Genomic DNA, 792 nt, shown 5'->3' with positions numbered 1-792 from the left:
CACCCGAAAAAGACCTCTATGAGATGGGAGAGATCCCGCCCATGGGGTTTGTGCCCAAGCAAATGTACGCCTGGGCCATTCGCAAGGAACGCCACGGCGAGCCAAACACCGCGATGCTGCAGGAAGTGGTGGATGTTCCGACGCTGGACAGCAATGAGGTGCTGGTGTTGGTGATGGCTGCCGGTGTAAACTATAATGGCGTATGGGCTGCGTTGGGCCAGCCTATCAGCCCGTTTGATGGCCACAAAGCGCCTTATCACATCGCCGGCTCGGACGCGTCTGGCATTGTCTGGGCGGTGGGCGACAAGGTAAAGCGCTGGAAGGTTGGCGACGAGGTTGTCATTCACTGTAATCAGGACGATGGCGACGACGAAGAATGCAACGGTGGTGATCCGATGTATTCGCCCAGCCAACGCATCTGGGGATACGAAACACCCGATGGGTCCTTCAGTCAGTTTACCCGTGTACAAGCTCAGCAGTTGATGCCTCGCCCAAAACACCTGACTTGGGAAGAGGCAGCCTGCTACACGCTGACCCTCGCGACAGCCTACCGGATGCTGTTTGGTCACGAGCCGCATGATCTGAAGCCCGGTCAGAACGTTCTGGTCTGGGGGGCCTCTGGTGGCTTGGGGTCTTACGCGATCCAATTGATCAACACGGCGGGTGCGAACGCGATTGGTGTCATCTCGGACGAGAGCAAGCGCGACTTTGTCATGGGGCTGGGCGCCAAGGGGGTTCTGAACCGCAAGGATTTCAACTGCTGGGGCCAGCTGCCGACGGTCAACACACCTG

Annotated in this window: 1 protein-coding gene; it reads left to right on the top strand. The window is 58.5% G+C overall.

From position 1 onward, the window contains the following. Positions 1 to 792: crotonyl-CoA carboxylase/reductase (gene ccrA / locus ACR0LL_RS21230; RefSeq protein ID WP_480589298.1), on the top strand; the 792-nt coding region annotated here is incomplete at both ends.

This window comes from Ruegeria sp. AI2 (genome assembly GCF_056541275.1).
This window is presented reverse-complemented; position numbering and strand designations above follow the sequence as displayed.